9 protein-coding genes and 1 pseudogene are annotated in these 17,256 nt (G+C 40.6%); 4 read left to right on the forward strand and 6 right to left on the reverse strand.

Annotation, left to right across the window (positions count from 1 at the left end):
- The first annotated feature begins 270 nt into the window (after positions 1–270).
- Positions 271–969 (forward strand): PEP-CTERM sorting domain-containing protein, encoded by a 699-nt coding sequence (locus FD724_RS27340; RefSeq protein ID WP_179074779.1) that lies wholly within the window; start codon positions 271–273, stop codon positions 967–969.
- A gap of 178 nt (positions 970–1,147) precedes the next feature.
- Here the strand turns inward: FD724_RS27340 and FD724_RS27345 are convergent, their stop codons facing one another.
- A complete protein-coding gene (locus FD724_RS27345; RefSeq protein WP_179074780.1) occupies positions 1,148–6,700 on the reverse strand; it encodes an ATP-binding sensor histidine kinase in 5,553 nt (1,850 codons plus the stop codon).
- A 528-nt stretch (positions 6,701–7,228) separates the two neighbouring features.
- Here FD724_RS27345 and FD724_RS27355 point away from each other — a divergent pair.
- Positions 7,229–8,278 (forward strand): molybdopterin-dependent oxidoreductase, encoded by a 1,050-nt coding sequence (locus tag FD724_RS27355; protein ID WP_179074782.1) that lies wholly within the window; start codon positions 7,229–7,231, stop codon positions 8,276–8,278.
- 20 nt (positions 8,279–8,298) lie between these two features.
- Here FD724_RS27355 and FD724_RS27360 read toward each other — a convergent pair whose 3' ends face one another.
- The 4 genes and pseudogenes from FD724_RS27360 to FD724_RS41135 all read right to left on the reverse strand — a co-directional run.
- Entirely contained in the window at positions 8,299–9,048 is a 750-nt protein-coding gene (locus FD724_RS27360; protein ID WP_256874372.1) for a hypothetical protein, read from the reverse strand.
- 1,603 nt (positions 9,049–10,651) lie between these two features.
- A complete protein-coding gene (locus FD724_RS27365; RefSeq protein ID WP_179074783.1) occupies positions 10,652–13,375 on the reverse strand; it encodes a CHAT domain-containing protein in 2,724 nt (907 codons plus the stop codon).
- Positions 13,376–13,638: 263 nt separating this feature from the next.
- Positions 13,639–14,352 carry a hypothetical protein gene (locus tag FD724_RS27370; RefSeq protein ID WP_179074784.1) on the reverse strand — a complete coding sequence of 238 codons (714 nt, stop codon included), beginning with the start codon at positions 14,350–14,352 and terminating at the stop codon, positions 13,639–13,641.
- A 1,146-nt stretch (positions 14,353–15,498) separates the two neighbouring features.
- Positions 15,499–15,648: pseudogene (locus FD724_RS41135) on the reverse strand (aldo/keto reductase); the annotation flags it as partial.
- A gap of 98 nt (positions 15,649–15,746) precedes the next feature.
- Between FD724_RS41135 and FD724_RS27375 the strand changes: the two are divergent.
- On the forward strand, positions 15,747–16,373 hold the full coding sequence (locus FD724_RS27375; RefSeq protein ID WP_179074785.1) for a DUF1802 family protein: 627 nt from the start codon (positions 15,747–15,749) through the stop codon (positions 16,371–16,373).
- 121 nt (positions 16,374–16,494) lie between these two features.
- Here the strand turns inward: FD724_RS27375 and FD724_RS27380 are convergent, their stop codons facing one another.
- Positions 16,495–16,635 carry a hypothetical protein gene (locus tag FD724_RS27380; protein ID WP_179074786.1) on the reverse strand — a complete coding sequence of 47 codons (141 nt, stop codon included), beginning with the start codon at positions 16,633–16,635 and terminating at the stop codon, positions 16,495–16,497.
- A gap of 344 nt (positions 16,636–16,979) precedes the next feature.
- Between FD724_RS27380 and FD724_RS27385 the strand changes: the two genes are divergently transcribed.
- Positions 16,980–17,243, forward strand: a complete 264-nt coding sequence (locus FD724_RS27385; RefSeq protein ID WP_179074787.1) for a hypothetical protein — start codon at positions 16,980–16,982, stop codon at positions 17,241–17,243.
- The last annotated feature ends 13 nt before the right edge of the window (positions 17,244–17,256 follow it).

Here is a 17,256-nt window from a genome sequence, read left to right on the forward strand (position 1 = left end):
TTGAAGCGATCGCTTTTCGTTCCTGTCTCCGAAAAAATGAAAAATATCAATGATGCCTGTGGTTCTTGCTAGCCTACGTAATGCAGTTTATTTGACCCCATTACTCATGCTCATTTCTAGAAAACAAAAAATTTATCTTATCGCTAAACATTAGTATATATTTTCTTTTTATCTGTATAATTAACATTTTTTTATTATAAAAATAAAAATATAATAATCATGTATTATTTTAAATAACATAATTCGCCTCAAATAATTATAGTTAAAAAAATGAGAAAAATAACAATTGCCACCTTTGGAGCTATTTCAATTTTAGGTATAGGAAGTATTTTTCCAGAATTAGCAAATGCAGCTACTGTAGGAATTTCTTCTTATGATATTACTAATACACAACTGTCAGGATTTGGTTCTTGGAACCATAATTATAATGGAATAATTAACAGTAATAGCAATGGAACCTATAACTACTCTGATGGCTCTGGAACACTAAATGATAGTTTTATAGGAACTGATATAGATAACACTCATCTTTTTTTAAAGTCAGATAACTCGACAATTACTACTTTCCTTGACCAAAAATCAGCAATTGCAAACATCAAGTTATTTTCATTTGGCCCTACTGAAAATGGTATTCCTGGCAACATTGACACTGTAAATATAACAATCAATGGAATAACTGAGAACTTTTCTACTATAGGGTTTGAGCCAGAAGGAATACCTCCTAATAATGTTAATGGACTAGTTAATGAACTAATTGATTTTTCTAATTCAATATTTGCAAACGTTGTAACTGATAAAGTAACCTTCTCCAATTTTCAGACAAGTGGTAACTTCCCAGAGTATTACAGCATTTCAGAAATTGTTTTTGAGCAAACTGCTACTTCTGTCCCTGAACCTATTAGTATGGGAGGCATAGCTGTTGCTGGTGCAATGGGATTGTGGATGAAACGCAAAAAGAAGGCATTTTAAACGGGGGCATCCCAATTTGGAAAAAATATACGGCTCTAATTTTACATCCTCTCACCGCTATATCAGTTACTCTTGATATAGCGGGGGATTCCAAAGAGCGATCTTTGGATTTCCTCTCTGGCTAGTGTAGTGAAGCGGAACTGCGACAGTTACCACACCAAAAACTTTACCAAAATACTCAATGTAAAGGGATAGAAAGAGAAAACTCCGCTCCTTTTCCCGGTTCGGATATTACACTTATTCGTCCCCGATGTTTTTCTACAATCGAGTGGCTAATTGATAATCCTAAACCTGTTCCTGTGCCTATAGGTTTTGTTGTAAAAAATGGGTCAAATAGGCGCTGTTTTACCTCGTCAGACATCCCAGATCCATTATCTGCAATTTGAATAGTTACTGTATCAGCATCAGTCATTTTGGTACGAATTTGGATAGTGGGGATTTTTTTTTGTCTATCCTCATTTGTGAATGATGAATCCAAGGCATCAATAGCATTGTTCAGAATATTCATGAATACTTGATTGATCTGACTGGCGTAGCAACTAACTTCTGGCAACTGTGCATATTCCTTTATCACATCGATTCCGGGGCGGTGTGCTTTCTCTTCTAGACGGTGGTGTAAAATTAACAGGGTGCTGTCAATGCCTTCATGAAGATTGACACTTTTCATTTCAGCCTCATCCAAACGCGAGAAATTGCGGAGAGAAAGGACAATTTCACGAATGCGCTCTGCCCCCACTTTCATTGATTGCAGCAATTTTTGTAAGTCTGGTTTGAGAAAGTTTAAATCTATTGCCTCTAGTTCTTTTTGAATCTCAGGAAACGGTTGAGGATAGTAGTGTTGATAACGCTCAACCAGATGTAGCAAATCTTGGCAATACTCATTGGTATAGGTGAGGTTGCCATAGATAAAGTTAATTGGGTTGTTAATTTCATGGGCAACACCTGCTACCATTTGTCCCAATGAAGACATTTTTTCAGTTTGAATCAGTTGGCTTTGAGTGTGTTGCAGTTCCTCTAAAGTTTCCGAGAGATGCTGATTTTTATCATTCAACTCCAGAGTTCTCTGCTCCACCTTTTGCTCTAAAGTATGGTTGTAATCTTCTAATTGAGCTTTTGCTACAGCTAGATTGTTATACAACATGGCATTTTGCAGCGAGATGGCAGCTTGTGCTGTGAGCAACCGCAAAACCTCAAGACGGTTTTGGGTAAAGGCTCCAGTTGTCAAACTGTTTTCTAAGTATAGGATGCCAATTAGCTGGCCACGATTGTGAATAGGTGTACATAGCAAGCTTTTGGGTTGCCATAGAATTATGTAGGGATCGTTGGCGAAGGTAGTTTCCTTGCGAGCATCATCTAACACTAGGGTTTCGGTGGTGCGCGATACATAATTCACAACCGCTTTGGGAACATCCTGACTCGCTGAAAGAGGGAGGGAGTGCAGGTTTATTATCCCCAAGTTTTCATCAGTAGGCGTAGGGTGTGGCAGAAATTGCTCTTCTTCAAAGATCGCTTGGCTAGTTTTTTGAGCCACAACAACCCAATTATCCTCTTGAAGCAGCAGAAGGACTGATTTATCAGCCCCGGCATTTTCGATTACAACCTGCATTAGGGTTGTCAACAGCTTTTCTAACTCAATTTCTCCAGCCAGTGCATGAGAGGCTTTCATCACCGTTGCTAAATCTAATGCTTCAGTCCCAGTGGAACTACTTTGGTTGAATCCGATTGTAGTAGTAAGGGTTGAAGAAGTAGTTTCATCCTGCTGAAACACCTTAAGCAATAATTGAGAATATTGGCGTTCTAACTGGTTAACTTTGGCGATCGCTCCCCAGCTCAGGTAAATGTAATAGGCATTTTCTAGGTAAATTTGTGCGATCGCTTCTTTGTTCCATTCTAAATAAAATCGGGCAGCCAGTTCATTGGCGAGAGCTTCTTCCTGAAGATATCTATTGGCTTTTGCCTGTGCGATCGCGCGATCGTAATGATCCACTGCCTGGGCCATCCGTCCCAACACTCGGCACTCTTCGGCTTTCACCAGTTCAAATTTGTGCAAATAATTCATCGGTGCGTGGTGCGCCCATGTCTGCATTTTTTCCTGGTTTTCTGTAACCCGTTCTAATAATGTTTCTTGGCGAGAGGCTATAGCTGTGCGATACTCTGCTAAAGCCGTCAGGGAATCATAAAAATAAAACATCGGCACAGTGGCATAGCCCGTTCCCGCAACTAGATATTCTCTAGCTTGGGCGGCTGTTTCCACTGCTTGAGAAAGGTTTTCAAACAGATAACAGAGAATCAATTTGTGGAGGAAGAAATAGTGAAGCCCTGTCAATTCATTGGCTTGAACCAGTTGATTCACAAATTCGGCTTCGTTGAGTGCTTCGCCTGTGATAATACAGGGATTCTCAGCTTTGCCAAGTAAATTCAAAACTGTTTGCCAAAAGATACGACAATAGTTTAGAGTCGTACCTTGCTTAAAATTTTCCAAAACATGACAGTAAGCTCGGATGTCTTCCTCTAACGAGTTCAATTCTCGACCGAGGAAATAGGAATATTGGCAGATATCTTTGGTATTGAAACCTACGTAGTATACATTTCCAGTTTCTAGAGCAATCTTGTAACCATCCAGCATTAACTGCAAAGATTTTTGCAGTGGAGACTTCAAATAGGTGATGAAAGCACCTACCACATAAAATACTGTGGGTTTGATGTCGCTAATATTAAATTTGTCAGTTAGTGCCAAGGCAAGATTGCCAACTCGATCGGCTGTTTCAATATCCTGAAGAATTCCGCTCAACAGAATGCCATAACAGCCATAACAAAAGGCAGAAAATGGAGCATTGCCATACTCAATAGATGCTTGGACTTGAGACAAAACCAGTAGTGGAAACAGATTAGGATCGGCAATGTAAACGGCTGGAGCAACGTTTGCCACAATTCGGGTGACAGCTAGCTTCTCTGCGGCTACCATCACAGGTAAGTCAAGTAATTCTGCAATATCACGACCGTTAATCAGAGTAGCAGTTTCTTGCAAGGCTTGTTGAATGTCCTGTGGGGTAGGTGTTTCGGGGAAAACCACACCGAATTTACTCATTCCCTGAAGCGCGATCGCGATCGCCCCCAGCACATCATTTTTAGCTGTATACGCCTGGATTTTGGTTTCGTAAATGCCGACTTGATCCAGTGGAGTTTTAGCTTGCTGGATGACTGTTTGAGTCAATTGCTCCATCTGTTCATACGCGCCACTAAGATAAGCAGCATCGGCGGCTGATTCGTGCAATGCCAGAGTTAATTCATACTGACTTTGCCAACAGTCACTTCTCAATAAACGAATCCCAGTAGTTAAATATTCAATTGCTACCTGGTAAGCTGTGGAAGATTTGGCTTTTTTTCCTGCCAGCAGGTTGAGTTGTGCCAGTCGATCGCGATCGGATTGAGATGCGATCAGTTCTATGCCAATATTCAATTGATTGACAATTTCAAAAATCAGCAATTCTTGCTCAGTTTCCGGGGTATTGCTCAACAGCAATTGACCAATCTTTAGGTGAGTTGCTGGTTTCTCATAGTCTGGAATTAGTGAATAAGCGGCTTGTTGAATGCGATCGTGGAAAAATTTGTAGGTAATAATTATTGGTGTGTTGTCATTTGTCAAATCATCCATGACAACAGACTCATCCTGAAAAAATGTATACCCTTCCCCACTGGGTAAGATCAATTCATCCTTGAGGGCTGGCCACAAATCTGCTGCTGTTTGAACTGGAGATTTTTCATAGACAACTGATAGGGTTTCTAAATCAAACTGATTGCCGACACAAGCAGCCAGTTTGAGAACATTCTGAGTCTGCTGTGGTAATTTGTGGAGTTGCACCGCCACAAACTCGACAATATCTTCTGTAAAAGATAGCGCCCGGATTTGAACCAGATTGCACTGCCAATCTCCCGTTCTGCTAGCAAAGGCGATTAACCCATCTTCATGCAGCGACTTGAGAAACTGGTTAGTGAAAAATGGATTACCTTTAGTCCTTTGATACACCAGATTGGCGATCGCAGTTGCTTGTTCTGTTGAATATTTTAGGGTATCTGCAATCAGTTGATTTAGGTCGGTTTCGGTAAGGGCAGAAAGAACAATACTACTAACTGTAATCGCTTCTTGACGCATTTCCTCAATGGTCAACATTAGGGGATGGGCTGAGGAAACCTCATTATCCCGATATGCTCCAATCACTAATAAATAAGAGTTGCTGGCTTCACTCATCAACAGATGCATCAATTTTAAAGAAGCCGAGTCTGCCCATTGCAAATCATCAAGGAAAATAACTAGGGGATGTTCTTGGGTTGTGAATACTTGAATGAATTTCTGAAACAGCAAATTGAAGCGGCTTTGGACAGCAGTACTCGATAATTCCGGTAGTGAAGGCTGTTTTCCAATGATTTTTTCGAGTTCTGGAATCACCTCAATAATTACTTGACCACTTTCACCCAAGGTAGATAAAATTTGAGTCTTCCACTGGTCAATTTGAGCATCACTCTCTGTCAGGAGTTGTGCCATTAAGTCCCGAAACGCTTGTACCAAAGCAAAAAAGGGAATATTCCGATTAAATTGATCGAATTTGCCCTTGATAAAGTATCCGCGCTGACGGGTGATTGGTTTGTGAACTTCGTTGACAATTGCCGTTTTTCCAATGCCAGAGGAACCTGCCACCAGCATCATTTCAGAAGTTCCCTGGCGCACCCGTTCAAAAGTTGCTAGCAGCATAGCCACTTCTACTTCCCGTCCATAGAGTTTTTCGGGAATCGCAAAGCGATCGCAAACGTCCCTGTGCCCTAGCTGAAATGGGATAATATTTCCACTTGACTGCAATTGCTCCAAACAAATTTGCAGATCGTGCTTTAGCCCTAATGCACTCTGATAGCGGTCTTCAGCATTCTTCGCCATCAGTTTCATGACGATATCACAGAGAATTTGGGGAATCTCTCCTCTATCATTTAAAAGTGGTGGTTGTTTTGCTATGTGACAATGCACCAATTCCATCAAATCATCCGATTGAAATGGCAATTGCCCAGTTAAGAGTTCATAGAAAGTGACTCCGAGAGAATAGAAGTCAGTGCGATAATCAATCCCCCGATTCATTCGCCCGGTTTGTTCGGGAGAGAGATAGGCGAGGGTTCCTTCTAAAACAGTCGGGCTAGTTGAAAGTTGGTTAACTCTTGGCAGCAGTGAAGCAATGCTAAAGTCAATGATTTTAACCTGCTTTGTGGTAGGGTTTATCAGGATATTGGCGGGTTTAATATCCTTGTGGATGATTTCGTGATGGTAGAGATCAGCCAGAATATCGGCAAGTGCGATCGCAATCTCTAAAAACTCAGTCAAAAAATCAGGATGCAGAGATGAGGGATTTTCTTGATTTCCTGTCTCACCGAGTCCTTTCCTTCTAAAAACAGTGTACTCCTTCAAAGAAATTCCGCCAAAGTCTTCTAAAATCAGGACAGGTCGATTTTGACAACTTTCCAGACTATAGATCCGAACAACCCCAGGAACATTTAAGATTTTCGTAATTGAGTACTGATTCCTGAATTGAGCCAACTCAATCACACTGGGATAAGAATTTTTTAGAAGTTTGATCACAACAGGAGTTTGATCGGCCTCTCGCCAACCTCGGTAAACCAGGGTGCGAGTGCTGGTGTAAATTCTTTCACCAATCCCATAACCGGGAACATCGACTCGATTTTCTACCATAAAACTTGCGACTGGATAACCTGAGTTCAGTTTTCCCTAATTAACTCGAAGTATCACAATTCATGATGTAATTTTCTGAAGGTAAAAAATTGAGAAATTCGGTTGATTTAGCTCAACCCGGTATAGTTCAATACGGTTCAGGTAGCTACAATACTCTGTGGGTTCGCCTTTGGCATTCTTGCAGAGTAGCCGCTTTGCGTCTACTGCGTGTATTTTTATATAAGTACTATTTTGAAGAAGAATTCAGAAGTCAGAATGAAGACGCTCGTTCCTCTCTACGAGACGCTGCGCTATCAGTGGGGGATTCAGACTCGCCACTGAATTATTGCACCACTAAATATGCAGATTTAGTGGGGTCTTAAGGTGATTTCTGATGAAAAAAATACCTATGTTGACGAGTTTCGGCTACGCTCAACTACCGATATTCGTTGTGTCGCACAAAATACCTTTCCTGAATTCTGGCTCCTGACTCCTGAATTCTGTTTCGATAAAAAATGTTTGAAAAATCGTTAATGGCAGGTTGCTTAAATGAATGAGTTCGATCAAACTTTAGAAGATCAGAGCATGAGCTATGTGGGAATGATTGCAAAGTTTCCACTGGGTGTTCACGATCTCAAGTCTTTTATTACTCCTGAAAACCATCTGTTCGTTCTTTGTCATCTGGGAATCCCAGACATTGACATAGAGCAATGGAGGTTGAAAATTTCGGGATTAGTAGAGAAAAGTCTTGAGTTGTCATACCAACATTTGTTGAGTCTAGAATATCGTGAATTAACTGTTTTCCATCAATGTTCAGGTAATCCGCTTGAACCGAAAGTCCCGACAAGAACCATTAGTAATGTTACATGGGGTGGAGTTTCCCTTAGAGAAATTCTTAATCAATTGCAAGTTAAACCCGAAGCCCGTTATGTCTGGTTTGTCGGAACTGATCGCGGTGCTTATGAGGGAGTTGCTAGCGATTCATATATTAAAGATATTCCTATAGAAAAAGCATTGGATAATGATGTACTGCTGGCGTACAAGCTGAACGGTGAATTTCTGTCAGCAGAGCGGGGTTTTCCTTTGCGGCTGGTGGTTCCAGGCTACTATGGCACGAACTTTGTCAAGTGGCTCTCACATATTTATGTCACAGATCAGCGATCGCCAGGGCCCTTTACAACAACTTTCTATAACGATCGAGTTGGAGGCGATGATGCGACTTTAAAACCCGTTTGGGAAGTTGCACCGGAGTCTGTAATTGTTCATCCTTCCCAAAAAGAAGTATTATACCTTCAACCTCAAACACTTTCGGGCTGGGCCTGGGCATCCAAGGGTATCCAGTCGGTGGATGTTAGTACAGATGGTGGTATCACCTGGCAAGCTGCTGAAGTTGAATCACGGTTGCAATATGCTTGGCAACGATTCACGTTTCAATGGACTCCACCAACGCCAGGACAATATAGCTTAATGAGCCGAGCCACTGACTATGATGGAGTAATTCAACCAATTCAGCAAGAGCGCAATGCTATTTATACAGTAGCTGTCACTGTTAAAGAAACGACGATAAAAGGCTTTGACTCTTTTACCGTCGCCGAATGAATGAAAATTGAGCAGATAGCTTAGGCAGATGCTACCGTTCGCTCTGGTTCGTACACTTTAGAAAATGGTTCTTGATAAGAATGAGTCTTAATATAAACTAAAAACTCATTGATCAAGTCTGTAAAATACACAAACGCCACATCAATTAATTCAAGTGCTTGTTGACGAATTTCTTCCGACACCTCAATTTCTTTCATGATTTGCAAAGAAGAGGGAGTATGAAGAGTGTGGGTATTTTCTATATGGTTATGACGCATACCAAAGTAACGGAACTCTGTTTGAGTCATTTCTTGCAGTTGCAAGGCCGCAGACATGGTTGAACGGAAAAAAACATTCGCCGTCACCTCGGATACCTCAATGGCAACCAATTTGATGATAGGATCTGCTCCCCGAGTATACCGCTCAAAGATAGGAAACATCGAACGAGAAACCTTGGTATGATCGCTCCAAAGGAATCGCACGGCATCACTAAACCGCATAGGATAGTCAATCCCCATTTTCTCCATATCTTCTAGTAACCATTGCCAGTGAAAATGTTCTTCGTGCGTGTGCAGATTTACCATCTCTTGAATGTAATTAGTCGTTGGCTCATCTCTAAGAACTCGTTTGCATAACTCACTGAACTCCAGTGCCAGTGGAGCAATCACAGGTGCAAATGCTAGTCTCTGGCGTGGATCAATGGACTCGTCTTTCATATACTCAAAGAACGGTAACTTGGCATATTCCTGGTTCTTCTGCTCAATCAACTCAAGAATTGATTTCATTTTCATTTTCATTTTCCTAACGATAGACAAATGGGTTTGTAACCGACTTGGTTATCCAGTCAGCCATAGCACTACTCAGGCAAAAACCTGAGAGAGTGCTTATTGAGAAAGTCAGAAAGTTTATTAGCTTAAGATGCTGCCACAGCGATTGTAATTGCTATCAGAATAAACAATACAGCACTTCCGGCTATTATGCAATACAGTTTTTCTCCTTGCCCTCTCCTATCAAAGCTTTCAGATTTGAGGATGTACCTTATAGCTGCCGGAAGTGCTGTATACCTCATAAACTATGGCAGAAAATGTTCTGACAACTCTCCTCACATTTGTGTAAAGAGCTAACAAAAACTTAAGCTAAACTATTTTTCGATGGCGCAATAAAGTACATATAAATGTACTGTTGCTTTTACCACCTTGGGTAAGATCGTAACTTTAAATATTAGTCATTAAAAACCGTAAAATTACGACTTAAATAAATTCTTTCTTTGAATTTTATTATTCAAAACTGCTGCAATCTCAGTAGTTAATTTTAAGGGAATGTTTTTATAGCTGGACTTCTTGAAGTAAAGATGGAAATTATTACTGTAAGGTTTTAAGTATAGAAATTTACTTTAAATATCTGTAAAAAAAGAATGTCAGTAATGCTGTAATCACCAGTATAACCATATGGAAAGTTTCACAATATAAATATATTTATGTGGTAATTCAGGTGATTCGGACAATAATAAATGTATCTGATGGCATATTGCAACAGATAATTATTAAAATTTCCTTATTTTTGAGCTAATGTGATAGCTACTTGCCAAAGTTGTAGTATTTTTCATACCTTCATGAGCTTTTGAAATAAGTCAGTAAATCATGTGCAAGTAATGTATCAGTAGCATTTTTCCAATACCGCTATTTGCTCCTGTCACCACAACAATTTGATTAGTGAATTGACCGATCATTTTTTAAACCTCATCTATGTTGAAACCTAGAGTTTCTTAAAAGATATATTCATGTAGGTTGGGTGGAGTGAAACGCAACCCAACATTACCACCTTATTTATGTTGGGTTACGCGATCGCTGCACCCAACCTTGATTTCTCACTTGTGAGAAATCAAGGAGTGTGGGAGGTGTGGGAGGATGGGGAAGAAATCTGACCCCGCACACTTCCTACACTCCCCACACTCCCCAGGGCGAACGCACGGGATTTCTGAAACCCTTGCTGGGCAAGGATCTTGATGAAAAAATAGGCTAAATTAAAAAACGCCAAAACCCTTGCTATTAAAGGATTCTTATACTTTAGATGCGTTTGCCCTGCCACACTCCCCTGCCTACAGTATCGTGAGAAATCCGGGAAAACTACGGTTCTCAAGGTAGACGAGGTTTAGATTATGATGTGTTTTTATTTTTGTTTGGGGACTTTCAGTAATATCATGTCCGTTTAAAGACTTATCATAAAGTCCACAGGGGGCAGGGGGAAAGATAATCATGACTAATTAACCAGACATGATATAAAAAACATCCCATCCCTGCGTTGGGGTAGGGGCGCAAGACCTTGCGCCCCTACTGGAGTCAGCAGCCTTTAATCAGCTATTCCCATGCTCTATATGAGCCAAAAGTGCCTAAATTACAACCAATTGCCAATCAACACATAGGCAGACCAAAAGCTTGGTGCTTTGTAGTTAGGGTGTTGTAACAGTTGTAGCTGGGCACGGTGGACAGCTTCGGCTTTAGTGATTTTGCCACTCTTGAGTTCTCGATAGAAGGCACTAACAAACATTGCCGTTGATTCATCATCAATCTGCCACAGTGAGGCGATGGTACTGCGTGCGCCAGCCCGGACAGCTGCTCCTGCAAGACCCAGTGCTGCACGGCTGTCTCCTGTTGCTGTCTGGCACGCACTCAAAACTAGTAACTCTACTATAGTTTTACCCTGACTGCGAAAAAGAGTATCAAAATCTTTGACATTGATCTGACCATCGAAATCCAAAATAAAAGTGTCTTCAAGGCGAGAACTAAACTGACCGTGAGTTGCTAAATGCACTATGTTGAATGAAGCAGCATTAATTTCACCCTCTAAATTCTTTTTCTTAAAATCTCCATCTAGTAGGCTCGTTGTCGAAACTCCTGCTTTGGTAATGCCGTCAAATTCAGATTTGATCGCAAGCAAAGGAGCAAACTTAGAAAAACCTGGTGGTGGCTGAGTCAGTCCTGCGGTTAGCGCTCTTAGCTGCTGTTTTACCAGTGGTTTAGGATCGAGGAGTTGCAAACCCACACTTAGAGCAATTGCATATTTCTCTACCAAGTATTGCTTGCCATCATATAGAGCTGCCATTGGTAAATTGCGTAAGGGGCCATCCAGGACAAACACTAGGGTATCTACCCCACTGTTTTGCAATTTTGACTCAATGGGTTGAAGCAGCCAATTGTAAACTTCATGCGCCTGGGTTTGGATGGCTTTGGTAGCGGTGGGGTTGACAAGATTTTTTCGCAGTTCTACTAACAATTTCTCTACTTTTGTATGAGAAATCTGAGTAGTGTAGCTTTGCAGGGGTTGTTTGGGAATTTTGACAATTACCTGAAGTTCGTCAGGAAGAATAATTGGATAAAGGATAGCAGCCGTGGGATTATCTTTATCCACCATTTGATCGAGGGCTACTCTCTGTCCTTGTAGGCAAGCTTCTCGAAAGAAGTCGTCCAATTCTGCTAGTTGGAGTGCTTCAATGCGTTGGCGTGCTTTCTCCAATATTGTTTCATCTGGTTTTCCTTCTTGGGATTTTAGCAGTAACTCTACTGATTCTCGGTAGATGGGTTCTACGCTGTCCCGAAAGTTGAATTGTACATCTTGGTTAACTACGTCTTTATTGACTACTAAATCTCTGCGAAGAGACTGGAGAGTGTCCACAGCAGAATCATAGGCTGCGATCGCACCATTCATATCTTTTTCTGCCCGCAGTAATCTACCTAACTGCCACTCTAAGGTGTAGGTGATTTCTGGTGCATTGCTGCTCTGTGCTAAAGCTAATCCTTGCCGAGTAAGCTCTTGCGCGTATGACAATTGTCCGGTTTCTTCATACAAGCCGCCTAAACTCTTTAGTGAGTATGCTTCTGCCCGCTTGTCCCCTAAACTGCGGGATTGTTCAATGGCGCTGGCGAGTAATACTGCTGATTCTTTGGTGCTGAATCCTGAGTAGTAATGCTGACTAGATGCTTGTAATATACCACCCTTGACTTTTGCCAAACTTTGGGAAAAGTTAACATGAGCGTAAATGCTAGCACGGCTAGGAGGAAGTTGAGCCAGTTCGGATTCAATCAATGGTAAGAGAGTTTGAACATTTGCCCATTGTTGATCTTGAATCAGTAGGCTCAGGTGATTGAGTTGGGCTTGGACTTTTATTAAAGGTGGGGGAGATGCTGCAACTGTTTTTTGATAATAGGCGATCGCTAGTAGGTTGTTTTTTTGTTTACGGGCATTATTCCCCAGGCTGAACAGACTAGCTGCAATATCTGCGTTTGATTGCAGATTTTGAGCAATTCTCAGACTTTCTTCTAGCGCCAGGCGTGACTTTTCCAAATCGCCCACTACTAAAAGAGCATCACCGAGCGATCGCAAACTCACTGTCTTTTCTATCGCATCTGGTTGAGATTTTAATGTCTGACTTACCCGATCGAGTGTTTTGACAGCACGGGGGTAAAATCCTTGAGTTCGCCACGCCTGTGATTGATTGATTAGCGATCGCACCACACCACTTTGATTATCTGCTCGTCTGTAAATTTCTTCTGTCTGCTGCCAAGTCGCTAAAGCTGCCTCGGCTTGTCCCATTCTCAGTTGAAGACGACCTTGAATATCCAGTGATTGGGCCAAGATTTGGAGATTTTGGTTTTCATCTTGTCCTTTGAGCAAGTTTAAGCTCTCTGTAATTGCCTGCTGTGCTTGACTCCATAAACCAAGTTGCTGGTAAGCTAGGGAAAGATTACTCAGTGTCGCTGCCTGTCTGAGGCTTTCTCCTTGCTGCTTATATGTTTGGACAGTCTGTTGTAATACTTCTACTGCCTTGGCAAAGTTACCAGAATTGTATAAAAATTTTCCCTGTTCTAGTAGCGAACCTGGGTCATTAACTACAGCCAGCGATGGCAAATTGTTAATTTGTGATTGAGATGAAGAATTAATCGAGCCAGGAACTTTTGCTAGCACGGGTGAACCCAAGATGCATAGCAAAGCTATTAGGAAGTACAAAGGCAAACGTAAAAAGTGAGCCAGTGTGGTTTTATGCCAACGCCCTGGCTGCTTCTGTCTTTTAACTTTTACAGAATTCGCGCCAAAAATCCTAGTTGTTTTAGTCATAACCATGACAGGAGGTAATTGATAACCAGGAACGCACAGGATTTACTGTAGTTTGGGCTACCACAGTAATGTTACCATTCACATCCATTACTCATGCCTGAGCTTCCACAATCTTATTTATCATGGCTTGGATAAGGTTTTACTATCTAAACTGCATTTTCACTGATTCTACATAATTTAGATATCTCCATAAATTAAATATGCGTTGTCCAGAACCCTTGTAGAGATGTATTAGCGTAGCGGGGTCCAATTCAATGCAATAAATCTAATCACTTAAGAACGGATGACTTAATTTCTTGCTCTATCTGATTACTAATAATCTCAGATCCCATAGCAGGTTTATCTAAGTTAACCCTAATAAAATTAGTTTTATCTTTTCCTGTAAATTTTTTATCATTATCTGAGTCTTTGATAATTTTTATAAAAATTGCATTTTGACTTGGAACAACAACCCAATTGATGATTTGAGTATTGTTTGGGGTAATTTGCTGGAGATTCTTACCTGATAAATCAGAAAGATAACCAACAGTAGCATCTTCGCTGTTGAGCTTTGTATCTATGTTTGTGTCTTGTTCAAGGATTTTATAAAACCAAACCCTTGTAGGCGGTTTCTCTACAGCTTTTATCTCTAATAAATCAAAGGAGGCGATAATGGCTTTTTTATTTAATAAAATATGAGATTCACCATCTTGCTTTCGATAAAAGATGATGTTAGACAATTGGTTATTTCTTTCATAAGAACGTGAAAGGCTTAAATCAGTTTTTTTATCTTCATTTTGCTCTGGAAGAACAACGGGAATCATTATATAATCTGATTGTTCTTTAATAATTAAATCTCCATAGACAAGATTCGGATCGGATTTCGATTTATCTGTTGCTTGTGCCTGTTCCGCTTTTGTACTAATAGAAGACTTACAAGAAAAAGAAAGGAGCGTGATAATAATAGCTGTAGTAATTTTATTAAAAAGTCTATTATATTTCATCAATTTTTTTAATCACGATACATTGCTATTTTATTTTCCTCGTTACTTGGAAATTAGTTAGTTAATTTGAGTTTAGAGGTTGTTTGAAAAGTAGTTAGCTGTGATTTTAGGTACTTATTTATCCCCCCTAACCCCCCTTAAAAAGGGGGGAACCAGAATCAAAGTCCCCCTTTTTAAGGGGGATTTAGGGGGATCTAAAACATTTTGCTACCGATAAGAGGACTTTTCAAACATCCTCTTGTATTTTAAAAAACAAGCCCATATTAGTAGGCTTTTTTATATATACAAAATAAATAAAGTAACCCAATCAAAATGTTTTACATTTATTGGACACATTAACTAGCTTTTGTTAAAAAGACTTTAGTTTCCCAACTATCTCTTTAAGCGTCAATTCCTGTGCTATCTGCCGTACCGAAAAAGTATATCACAATAAAATACCAAAAACCTGATCAGGGTTGACCAGGTTTTATCGAGTTCACAGATTTCAAATTGTTAAACTGATTAAGTAATTGAAGGTTAATAACTAGGGTGGACTAGACAACTAACAAACTCAGCATTCTTGCGTTTTTCCGCTTTGGGATTTGGCTTTGCCTTTTACATTAGGTTTTTGCCACTTTTGTCATCTTGATATGCTGAAGTTTGCTTGGGTTGATGACAGGGGACACTAAGTCATTTACCCTTTTCTTTTGGTTTTATTTTGTTTGGTGTCCTACTATTTAAGTTATCACTTCAGTTTCTAAGTTGCAACTCTTAGTTTACTAAAGTTGATGTTTTGTTAAATTTTGCAATCTTGCTCCAGAGATTTGATCCCTGGCTGTCTTTTTAAGATATTTGAGGGGATCTTCGAGAGTTCAGCATAGATAATCAAACTGCATTGTCATCAATTGCACATAATTTGACTGTAATCCAGACAATTGCTAAAAATACGTCCAATTGCCTCAATTTTTACCAATTGACCAGGATAAAGCTTAATTTGGGCGGCTAATGCGTTGTCTAGTACAATACGGCGGAAATAAACCGATCATTCCAAATCAACGAAACCCTTATGCTGTATTCATTTTTAACTTTTAACTTTTAATTTTTAATTCCGCCTTGCGGTACTAGTGCTTGTTGGGGATAACGCGTCCTTGCAATAGCCTTAATTTAAGGTTGGGCAATTAGCCACGGCAAAGCTAACTGAGCAGGGGTACAATTATAAATAAGGGCTATGGGACGTAATTTTTGTAGCGCTTGTTGAGCATGTTCAAAGTTTTCGCATTGAAACAGTTTATTTTTAGTACGATTATCTGCTGGGTTGCTAGCGATCGCTTTTTTATAACTGCTTTCTAATTCATTCCCTTGGACAGTTTCACACTTTATCGGTCTTAGCTTGAATTAAATCAGAGTTACAGTAGATGCTGATGGAATTGACTACAACTTTTCATGCTCTCAAAGAATGGGCAGTCGCCGTAAATGCCTTGGAGAGTGGCAAAACAATTATGTTGCTCCGCAAAGGGGGTATTCATGAACGAAATGGACATTTCCAAGTTGCCCACAAGCAAATTTTGCTTTACCCGACTTATGAACATCAACAAGCTTTCATGCTCAAACCTGAGTATGCTAATCGTGTTTATCCAGTAACATCAGGTTGGCATCCAGAGACAGTTCGCATCGGCAGTTGGGCTGAAATTACAGATATTTTGCCAGTTAGTGACGAATTTCTTGTCAACGCCTTGCTTCCATTCCATATTTGGAACGAGCATTTTATTAGCGATCGCCTGAAATGGAAACCACGTCAGCCCCTTTATATTCTCCTCCTGCGGACATATAACCTAACCCAAGAGCAAGAAATTCCTTATTACCCTAAATACGGCGGTTGCAAATCATGGATTGATTTAGATCAATCATTTAACTTGCAAGAAACAACGCCAGCTTTGTCTGACTTTGCATACACCCAATTAGTACAGACAATTCGCGGCATTGTCGGCGACAAAATGGCCACAAAGATTGATATGCTCAATCACAACTCGACCTTTTGCTAAACCTCGGTTGTATTGCTGCTAAGTTTTTCAATTTACAGAGAAGGCTATGGTATTTGGAAAACCCGATCAAAGCCCAATTTGATCGCAAAAAAAACCCGCCCACCAAATATTTAGAGTTTTTCTACAGCGATCGCACGCTACACTGTCCGCTAATCCCAAGGGGAGTGTGCGGAGTGTGCGCGGTCAGATTTCTTCCCCATCCTCCCACACTCCCCACACCTCCCACACTCCCCACACCTCCCCCACCTCCCACACCTCCCACACCCCCACACCCCCCACACCTCCCACACCTCCCACACCTCCCACACCCCCCACACTCCTTCAACGTAATCAGGAGCCAGAATTTATAACTGAATTTTGGCTCCTGACTTCTGTTTGTTAAAAATAGAGCAGATTGCAAATTCCTAACCTACGCTGAAAACAGTAGTTATTGTTACACACGATCGCAAAAAACGCGGATAACATTAGAAAAATCTCACCCTAATACATAAGGTGAGGCAAATCTGTTTATCTGCCTGTCCAAAAATAGCTCACAAGGGTGAGAAGTAACTTGACAAAAGTCTGATATTATGCGTTAGTTGTTAGCTAAAAGCAAAGGAGTTTGCAATGCATCGACAAATGTGCTGGTTATCTAAGTCTGGTGGCGACGGCGAGAAAATCTTGTATTTGCAGACAGAACCCAATCAGCCTTGGCGACCCTACACGGCTTTTGGACATTTAGCAGTCCCAGATTATCAAATACCAGGTGGTTCTAAAGGTTGGGCAACTTATCAAAAACTTCTCAAAGCAGGTTGGACATTAGTACCTAGCGCACGCGCCAATGAGTTTGGCAGCAGTAGCTACGTAGAGTCAACAATCCAAAATCAATAGTTATTGGTCATTA

This window comes from Nostoc sp. C057 (assembly GCF_013393925.1).
In the GTDB taxonomy this organism is placed as follows: domain Bacteria; phylum Cyanobacteriota; class Cyanobacteriia; order Cyanobacteriales; family Nostocaceae; genus Nostoc; species Nostoc muscorum_A.

Bases quoted from the DNA above. Each gene is read 5' to 3' on its own strand.
- FD724_RS27360 (WP_256874372.1), bottom strand. From the start codon at position 9,048: ATGAAAATGAAATCAATTCTTGAGTTGATTGAGCAGAAGAACCAGGAA.
- FD724_RS27365 (WP_179074783.1), bottom strand. From the start codon at position 13,375: ATGGTTATGACTAAAACAACTAGGATTTTTGGCGCGAATTCTGTAAAA.
- FD724_RS27355 (WP_179074782.1), top strand. From the start codon at position 7,229: ATGAATGAGTTCGATCAAACTTTAGAAGATCAGAGCATGAGCTATGTG.
- FD724_RS27340 (WP_179074779.1), top strand. From the start codon at position 271: ATGAGAAAAATAACAATTGCCACCTTTGGAGCTATTTCAATTTTAGGT.
- FD724_RS27385 (WP_179074787.1), top strand. From the start codon at position 16,980: ATGCATCGACAAATGTGCTGGTTATCTAAGTCTGGTGGCGACGGCGAG.
- FD724_RS27345 (WP_179074780.1), bottom strand. From the start codon at position 6,700: ATGGTAGAAAATCGAGTCGATGTTCCCGGTTATGGGATTGGTGAAAGA.
- FD724_RS27370 (WP_179074784.1), bottom strand. From the start codon at position 14,352: ATGAAATATAATAGACTTTTTAATAAAATTACTACAGCTATTATTATC.
- FD724_RS27375 (WP_179074785.1), top strand. From the start codon at position 15,747: ATGCTGATGGAATTGACTACAACTTTTCATGCTCTCAAAGAATGGGCA.